Origin of the sequence: Tardiphaga sp. (assembly GCF_044340795.1) — a bacterium.
GTDB lineage: Bacteria > Pseudomonadota > Alphaproteobacteria > Rhizobiales > Xanthobacteraceae > Tardiphaga.
Genome location: NZ_JBIISY010000057.1, coordinates 22,337 through 30,216 on the forward strand (window position 1 = coordinate 22,337; position 7,880 = coordinate 30,216).

Sequence of the window (7,880 nt, forward strand, 5' to 3'; positions counted from 1 at the left end):
AGTCGGGATATATTGGCGCGGTCTGGAGTCCGGTCCCGCATCATGCCTTCCGCCATTACGGCATTTTTTGAAAAGGCCCGATCGTCGTCGCTCTCGATCGGTCAGCTGACATTCAGCGGATTTCTCTGCGTGTTGGCTGTGATCCTGGTGATGGGCATCGCCAATGTCGTGGCCGTCCGCCATGTCGATATGACCTTTGCCGAATTGCAGCGGCTGCGGATCGTCGGCGATCTCGCCGAGGACATCGACCGCCGCCTGAGCAGCCTGCGACTGGCGGCCCGCGACTATGTGACCGATCCGAATGCCCAGCCCGAGAAAGTATCGGAAGCAGCGTCCGCGCTCGGCGACCTCCTGAAGAAAACCCGCCTCGAACTGGCGCCCGAGCAGCGCACCATGATCGACGGTGTCGATGCGCGATTGACCACTTATCGTCTCGGCATCGCGCAGGTGACGGCCCTCATTGCCCAGCGCAACGAGCTGCTCGCCACGCTGCCGGCATTGCGGCAGAATTTCGAGAACGCCGTCCCCGATGTGACGAACACGGCCGGCGCCAGGCGCATGTTTCAGGCGCAGAACGAGATCGCTGCCGCGCTGCTGTCGCGCGACCCCGTGCAGGCGGAACAGGCCGCGCGCAACATGCGCGCCATGCCGATCAGCACACCGGCGCTGCGGGTTGCGGCCGATGCCTATGCGGATGCCATCATTGCGGTTTCGAGCACCGAGCAGAAGATCGCCGATCTCGACCGCGAGGTGCTCGGCACCGAAGGTCAGCAGATCGGCCGTGTCACGGATTTCCTGCGCGAACTGAGTGCGTTGCGCGGCCGTCAGTTGTCGAATGAATTTGCCAAGACGCTCACGGCGGCCCGTGTGCAGAGCATTGCGCTCGGCACAGCTGGCGTGGTGATCGGCCTGATGGCGGCGCTCTTCGTGGTGCGGCGTATCGTACGGCCGCTGAGGGCCATCGCCCGTGCGATCCACGCGCTGGCCGGTGGGCGGCAGCAGACCGCGATCCCGGCGACCAGGCTGAACAACGAGATCGGCGATATCGCCCGGGCGGCGGAAGTGTTCCGCAAGACGCTGGTGGAAGCCGATGCGGCGCGTGAGGCAGCGGTGCATGCGCTGGCCGAGCAGCGGCACGCGGAAGAAAGCTATCGCAAACTGTTCGAGGGCTCGGTCGACGGCATCTATGTCACGACGCCGGCCGGCGCCTTGCTCAATGCCAATCCGGCGCTGGCGCGGATGATGGGGTTCGACACGCCTGATGATCTGATCCGGGCGACGCTGGATATTTCCAGGAACATCTATGTGGATCCGCTTGCGCGCCTCGAATATCAGCGGCGCATGCAGCGTGACGGCATGGTGCGCGAATTCGAGTATCAGGTCTATCAGCGCGAGCAGACGATCCTGTGGCTGTCGGACAGCGCCACGGCGGTGCGCGATCAGGATGGTGTCGTCATCCGCTATGAAGGCACGGTGCGCGACATCACCAACCAGAAACGGGCCGAGGCCGCGGTGCTCGAAGGTCGCCGTCTGCTGCAGCAGGTGATCGATACGGTGCCTGCGGTCATCAATGTCAAGAATCCCGATCTCCGCTATGTGCTGATGAACCGCTACATGGCCGGCATATTCGGGATCGAGCCCGGCGAGGCGCTGGGCCAGACCACTGGCGAATTGATGGCCCGCTATGGCGCGTCGAAGACCGACGCTAATGACAAGCGCGTGCTGGCCACCCATGACGGTCTTGGCTTCTACGAAGAGGAATACCGCGATGCCGCTGGTGTCATGCGACAGTGGCTGGTGAACAAGCTGCCGCTGTTGCGCGCCGATGGCGAGATCGAGAATATCGTCACCGTGGCGCTCGACATCGGCGAACGCAAGCGCAGCGAACAGGAGATGCGCAAGGCGCGTGATGCGGCCGAAGGGGCGCTGCGCAATCTGCGCGAGACGCAGAATTCGCTGATCGAGGCGGAGAAGCTGGCAGCGCTCGGGCGCCTCGTCGCCGGCGTGGCGCATGAGGTCAACAATCCCGTGGGCATCGGCCTGACGGTGGCATCATCGCTGGAGCGCCGGGTGGCGCGCTTCGCCGACGAAGTTGCGCGCGGCGATTTGCGGCGCTCGACGCTGAACGAGTTCATCGATGCCAATCGCGATGCGGCGTCGCAGCTCGTCGCCAATCTGAATCGCGCGGCAGAGCTGATCCAGTCGTTCAAGCAGGTGGCTGCCGACCGCAACTATTCAGACCAGCGGGTGTTCGATCTCGCGGATCTCACTGAACAGGTGGTGATGAGTCTGAAGCCCGGCCTGCGCAAGCACAAGCTCGTGCTGTCGGTGGACTGCAAGCCGGGCCTCACCATGAACAGCTATCCCGGCCCCTACGGTCAGGTGCTGACCAACCTGTTGCTCAATGCCGTCGCACATGCGTTTCCCGATGGCATGGGCGGCACGGTGGAGATCAAGGTGCAGGAGTCCGGCGCGAACCACGTCGAGATCCTGTTCTCGGACAGCGGCATCGGCATGACCCCGGAAGTGCGTCGCCGTGCCTTCGATCCGTTCTTCACCACGCGGCGCGATCAGGGCGGCACCGGGCTCGGGCTGCACATCGTCTACAGCATCGTCACCAGCCGGCTCGGCGGACGGCTGCACCTGCATTCGGAGCCGGGGCAGGGCACGCGCATCCAGATCATCCTGCCGCGCAACGCGCCGCTGGAGCTGGCTGCGGAGTGAATCCCGTCATTGCGAGGCGCCGAAGGCGACGAAGCAATCCAGAGGCAGCGCGACAGGGCCGGATTGCTTCGTCGCAAGGGCTCCTCGCAATGACGAGAGGCTACTTCTCGGACTCGGCGAGCTTGCGCAGGGTCGCGCGGAAAATCTGGCTGTTCTTGCCGACCAGCGCGGTGCCGTTCATCGTTGCCGATGTGTCGTTGAACGTGCCGGTGAGGCCGATGCCGACCGGCTGGCTCTGATTGCCGAACAGCGGGCTCATATCCGGGCTCGGCGTATGCTGCATCACCGAGACTTCGCCCTTGAAGGTTCCGGCCTCGTGATTGACGGTGTAGCTGCCCACATAGAACAGATAGGCGTCGCCGCCGAGCAGCTCGCCGTCGCGAAAGGTCACGACGCCGCTGCCTTTACCGGACCGTCCGTCCAGCAGCACCACATGAAGAGAATACAGCCCGTTTTTCATTGCTTCCCGGTGGCGAAACCCGTCCCTTGGTTGCGCGATTGAACTATGGCAACCCTGCGCGCCGGCGTCAACGCAATGGAACTGGCGAGGGGCTTAACAAAGAACAGAACCGGCCTATATTGGTCGTATCGTCAACAATGAAAGGAGGTGGTCCAGTGTCTCATTCCAAGCGCTGTCACCTCGCTGAGGTCGCCCGCTAAGTTCGTACTATGCTTGTTGTAGTGCGGCCGGCTCGGGCACCTCGGTGCTCGGTTCAGCGAGAGTAGGGAAAGGGCGCCGCCTACCGTGGCGCCCTTTCTTTTTTGGCTTGATTGGTCCCGGTTCCATGCCAATCTGGTCGAGGTCGTTGCCCGAGTATGGAGTTGCAACCGTGCCGAAGACGCCGCGCGATCTGGCGGAAGGAATGGCCGAGCGCCGGCAGCGGCGCTTGCGCGATGACGGCTTTGTCCGCGAGACTTTCACCCAGACGCGCGAAGACGCCCGCAAGACGGCGCGGGCGTTTCTCGATCGGTTTCCGAAGCAGGCTTATATGAGCGAAGTCGAGCGCTGGCGGGAAATGCCCGACGGCGCCATCGAGTTCACGATGCGGCGGTTGCGGACGGCGGACTGACGCGGCAGGCCGCGATTATCTGCGCAATGTCATGCTCGCTCATGCCGTGTTCGGACTTTTTTTCAGACAGATCAGGCGCGCACTCTTTGATGGCGTAGTCCATATCGAGAATGCGGCGCGGCGGATCCTCTTCGCCGAGGCCGACCTCGGTCACCAGACCGCTTTCTTCAGCATGGCGCCAGACGTCGGATTTGCTCGCAAAGGCCTTGCTGACCTTGGTCGCATTCGCAAAAAGCGCATAGGGCATTCAATCGTCTCCCGGTTGGGCCAACAACGCCGCCCGGTCGATCTGGTTGCGTGTGCGGAGGCGGCTGATGCGAAAACACGGCGGCGCCGTTCAGCGGTCGGTCAGCTGCAGTTCCAGCAGTGCCATGGTTTGCAGCATCTGCGGATCGCGTTCGCCATCGCGGGTGGTCCGTAGGATCGTTTCGGCAATCGACTGCACATGAACCGAACTGACGGGATGCGGCAATGTCGACACCGCACCATCAAGCGCCTTCTGCATCACCGAAATCATTTCCGGCGGGAAAGCGGCGTTGGAAAAATCTTTCATGGTGAGCTCCCGAAATTCATGGCGGCCAAACGCACCTGATACGCGGGATAAAAAGCTCTGAGACGACCGCATGTTCCCGGTCGAATGGTCACATGAGTTTCACGCATGGCGAGGCTCGCGCGAACGCGATGGTGAGCGGACGAACCGGAACTTTCGCCGGATCAGGCGTCAGCGTCGGCCTTGCGGTCGGTCTTCTTCTTCGGGCCCTGACGCAGGAAGGTGGCGCCGATCTCCTCGCCATTGACCCAGGCAAGTTCGCAGCGCCGGAAGGCGAGGCCGGTGGAGGACAGCAGCAGGAAGAACTCCTTGAGATTGATGCCTTCGATGGAGCTTTCGACGACGAGCCGAGCGCCGGTTTCCGAGACGTCCATCATGCGGCAATTGCGCCGCCACGTGCCGTCGATGGCCATCAGCCAGACCGGGAATCCGCGTTCAAACGTGACGCGGCCCGCATTACGCCGTTCATCCATCATGCATGCATCCTCAATGGCGGGGAACATACAGCGAGGATGCAAATGGGCGGTAAATAGATGCGCAAAAATGGGCGGTCTGGCCCACTGGCCACCATCGGCAGCCGCGGCTGCTGTCATGCACAAGTCGATGATTTTGATCGGAAAATGGTGCACTCGGAGCGATTCGAACGCCCGACCCTCGGAAGCGAGATCTGTTGATAGGGGCGTCATTGGTGCGAGGGCGCGAGTGCGGATTTGATGCGCTCCAGATACAGAAACAGGTCGCGTTCGCCGTCGTTGGCACCGATCTCGGTCCACCAGTTGTGAACAGATGTCACTGAGCCTCGGCGGTTACTGGTGGCAACGCGGGCGGTGAACGTGTCTGTCGATGCAATTGGCCCTAATGCCCCGTTGGTTGCAGGCATATGTTCCTTGGCCGCGTGACGCACGATGCCGAGTCGTTAGCTGCCCGGGGGCAACTTGGATGCTGCCGAACATCACCATCTTTGACGCGACGACTGGTGATTTCGTTGCGATGTCGGCAAATGGCCAGCTGCAGGGGGGCGCCCGGACAGGGGATGTCATTGGCGCGAAATTCGCGCAGCCCAAGCTTTCAAACCCGAGAGCCGTTGCTGTCAATCCTGAATCCATGAGATTTGCGGCTCACGTCCGAAAGAGTGGGTAGCGTCGCGACGTCGGCCTGCGTCGGCTGCTTAAATTTGCGCGATTGATGGTCGGTTCCTTTGTTTGCGTCCGAAATAGGTGATGACCAATGCAATAGCAGGACAAAGGAGGAGGCCGCCTGAAAATGAAGATGTCTCGATGCCACTGATCAGAAGATTGTAGATCCCAATGAAGGAAGCCGAGAGCATGGCTGCGCCGATCGGTGTCTTTCCTTTTGCGAGGAAGACGAGGTCTATCGATCGGCAAATGGCCCCGGCCAAGAGACTGGCAGCGGCAACGCCAGTGTAGGAAAAGGCGTCCCAGGCGTCGCCTATAAACATGGTTGTGCTGGTCGAGCCACTAACCTGCCGCCAGTGAAAAGAGACCACATCGTAAGAGGGGATATATGGCATTCCCATCAGCGAGGCGAGCGGCCGAATGTTCCCCCCCATCGTATGGGGGAGGTGCCCGGGAAAAGCGATAAAGTGCTCAAGCAGCACCTCGTTGGGAACCAGAAATATCCGATAGCTGAGAAAGCTCAGCACACCTTTTTCCTCATAGCCGGTCACGGCAAGCGCTACAGTCGGCGCGAGACAGCATGCTGCAAGAGCGGTGACAGCCGCCGCGAATTTGATGGTAACCCTGTTCGACGTCATCAATTGCGCCGCAAGAATGAGCTGGGCCGCGAACAGCGGTGCGTTGGCTTTCTGAAGTGTCTCGATCTTGCCGATCAAGACGGCGGCGAGCAGCATAAGAGACGCAATCGCTACACCGCGGTCCTTGGTTGCGAGCCAGTGTGTCAGGCCCCATGCGGCGAGCATGGGCGCGACACTGGAGAGTGCAACGCGGTAAAGATAATATTCACTGCCACCCCTCTGCAGCCGAAAGGTGGTTTTAGCGTCGGACGTCATGAATTCTACTATCGTGCGAATGTGCCCTTCATAAAAGCTGACGCCAAACATCACGATGGCAACACAGCATAAGCCAATCCGCATGCTGCGATTGTTGAAACCGATTGATGCGGAGGGGGGCCATCGCGCGACCGCGTCGTCAGCGGCCGACGCCCGGTGCCGTGCGATAGCATTCACCATTTCGCTGCCGGCGATGATGAGGAAAAACATCGACGCCAAGGAGATGTTGAGAGCGATCAGGCCGCTTTCGAAGAATTCTGACTTTTCCATTCGCAGGAAAATGGGCGGTTTGTGCGAGAATAACACGTAATAGAGATATCCTGGCCCGTGGATCACCAGCATGGCCGCCAGCAACATCGAGACAGATGTGATGCGGAATCTGCACCGAAACACGAGGTAGATCGCTGCAACGACCATCGAGACGGCAGCAAACCCAAAGCTCAGATCAAGCATCGCCAATGGTTCCGCACCCCGATCCAGCTTTTTGTTGTTTCAATCGAATTAGCACGCGCCCGCAGCAGCAGCGAAGCAACCGATGCTCCTATGTCGAGCACTGCAACCCTCCCCAAGGGACTGCTATCAATGATCGCAGTTCAGAAAGGTTGCGGTCTTGCGGCAGCTCGGCGCTGTTTTATCGGGCCAGCCCAATGTCAGCGGCCAGTTGGTTCCGGAACACGTCGTTGCACGACACTGCTTCGGAGCTTAACGATAGCGGCTCCATCTCATGGCTGAGCAACCGGAGAGCAAGCGGCGCTACACGGCGCAGCCAAGCTGAACCTCAGACGCGCGCACAGCTGGTCTCCTCTGTTGTACCAGACAGTGGTGCGTAGATCGGAGCGCGTAGCGATCTTCTGGATACGCTCCGGCGTGACGCCCGCTTCGAAGGCTTCGCTGATGCCGCCCGACTGCGAGGCCATATTGAACACGTCGTCCAGCCCGCGGCGCAGTAACCGACGAGGCGCCACTTCCGCCGATACTCCAAAGCGGTCAACGGCATGCGACGCGCCTGATTGACAATCAACGGCTCGTCGCCGTTGGAGATCTCGGACTAACGGAGGTGGTGGAACCACTTTTGGTCATCCTGAACCTCATCGGAGATGCGCTCACACTGTAGGTCGGCGAGGTGGACACCCCCGAAGACGGTCCGCAATTGGTCGACCGTAGAATGCGTCATGATACTCTTGTCGGCTCCCTTCCACCGCGTGCTAATCGACTCGTGTCCCGCCGGTGTTGGCGGCGATCGGCGGGGCGCCGTGCGGGTCGGGTGCGGCGGAACATCCCGGCGCGATTCAGCCGGACACGGAACCGCTGTTTGTGGAAGCTGGATAGCGGAGGACTAATGCGCGTCAATCACATCGGCCAGGCGGTCCAAGATGACCCAGCTTAGCCTAGTCGTGGATGACAGGGCTCCGGCGTGGCGCTGCCTGTTCAAGGAATGACGTCGCGGAAGGCTCTCATCAATGTGTCCTACGGCACAGCCGTCGGCGCCAGTATGGCGGCTCATGCT

General features: G+C 61.1%; 7 protein-coding genes. 2 read left to right on the top strand and 5 right to left on the bottom strand.

Annotation, left to right across the window (positions count from 1 at the left end):
* Positions 1–42 precede the first annotated feature (42 nt).
* Positions 43–2,724, top strand: a complete 2,682-nt coding sequence (locus ACIQ17_RS12010; protein ID WP_398468775.1) for an ATP-binding protein — start codon at positions 43–45, stop codon at positions 2,722–2,724.
* A 100-nt stretch (positions 2,725–2,824) separates the two neighbouring features.
* Here the strand turns inward: ACIQ17_RS12010 and ACIQ17_RS12015 are convergent, their stop codons facing one another.
* On the bottom strand, positions 2,825–3,184 hold the full coding sequence (locus ACIQ17_RS12015; RefSeq protein ID WP_398468777.1) for a GrlR family regulatory protein: 360 nt from the start codon (positions 3,182–3,184) through the stop codon (positions 2,825–2,827).
* 370 nt (positions 3,185–3,554) lie between these two features.
* Between ACIQ17_RS12015 and ACIQ17_RS12020 the strand changes: the two genes are divergently transcribed.
* Positions 3,555–3,794: a hypothetical protein gene (locus ACIQ17_RS12020; RefSeq protein WP_398468779.1), complete on the top strand. Its 240-nt coding sequence runs from the start codon at positions 3,555–3,557 to the stop codon at positions 3,792–3,794.
* Here ACIQ17_RS12020 and ACIQ17_RS12025 read toward each other — a convergent pair.
* From ACIQ17_RS12025 to ACIQ17_RS12040, 4 genes are all read right to left on the bottom strand, one after another.
* Positions 3,763–4,041, bottom strand: coding sequence for a hypothetical protein (locus tag ACIQ17_RS12025; RefSeq protein ID WP_398468781.1), 279 nt, complete (start codon positions 4,039–4,041; stop codon positions 3,763–3,765). The two genes, ACIQ17_RS12020 and ACIQ17_RS12025, sit on opposite strands and share 32 nt — an antisense overlap.
* A gap of 90 nt (positions 4,042–4,131) precedes the next feature.
* Positions 4,132–4,347 (bottom strand): hypothetical protein, encoded by a 216-nt coding sequence (locus tag ACIQ17_RS12030; RefSeq protein WP_398468783.1) that lies wholly within the window; start codon positions 4,345–4,347, stop codon positions 4,132–4,134.
* A gap of 161 nt (positions 4,348–4,508) precedes the next feature.
* The gene (locus ACIQ17_RS12035) at positions 4,509–4,817 is read right to left on the bottom strand and encodes a PilZ domain-containing protein (protein WP_398468791.1); all 309 of its coding nucleotides are present in this window, start codon (positions 4,815–4,817) and stop codon (positions 4,509–4,511) included.
* 695 nt (positions 4,818–5,512) lie between these two features.
* Positions 5,513–6,826, bottom strand: a complete 1,314-nt coding sequence (locus tag ACIQ17_RS12040; protein ID WP_398468785.1) for a hypothetical protein — start codon at positions 6,824–6,826, stop codon at positions 5,513–5,515.
* Between the last annotated feature and the right edge of the window lie 1,054 nt (positions 6,827–7,880).

Bases quoted from the DNA above. Each gene is read 5' to 3' on its own strand.
- ACIQ17_RS12010 (WP_398468775.1), top strand. From the start codon at position 43: ATGCCTTCCGCCATTACGGCATTTTTTGAAAAGGCCCGATCGTCGTCG.
- ACIQ17_RS12015 (WP_398468777.1), bottom strand. From the start codon at position 3,184: ATGAAAAACGGGCTGTATTCTCTTCATGTGGTGCTGCTGGACGGACGG.
- ACIQ17_RS12025 (WP_398468781.1), bottom strand. From the start codon at position 4,041: ATGCCCTATGCGCTTTTTGCGAATGCGACCAAGGTCAGCAAGGCCTTT.
- ACIQ17_RS12030 (WP_398468783.1), bottom strand. From the start codon at position 4,347: ATGAAAGATTTTTCCAACGCCGCTTTCCCGCCGGAAATGATTTCGGTG.
- ACIQ17_RS12035 (WP_398468791.1), bottom strand. From the start codon at position 4,817: ATGGATGAACGGCGTAATGCGGGCCGCGTCACGTTTGAACGCGGATTC.
- ACIQ17_RS12040 (WP_398468785.1), bottom strand. From the start codon at position 6,826: ATGCTTGATCTGAGCTTTGGGTTTGCTGCCGTCTCGATGGTCGTTGCA.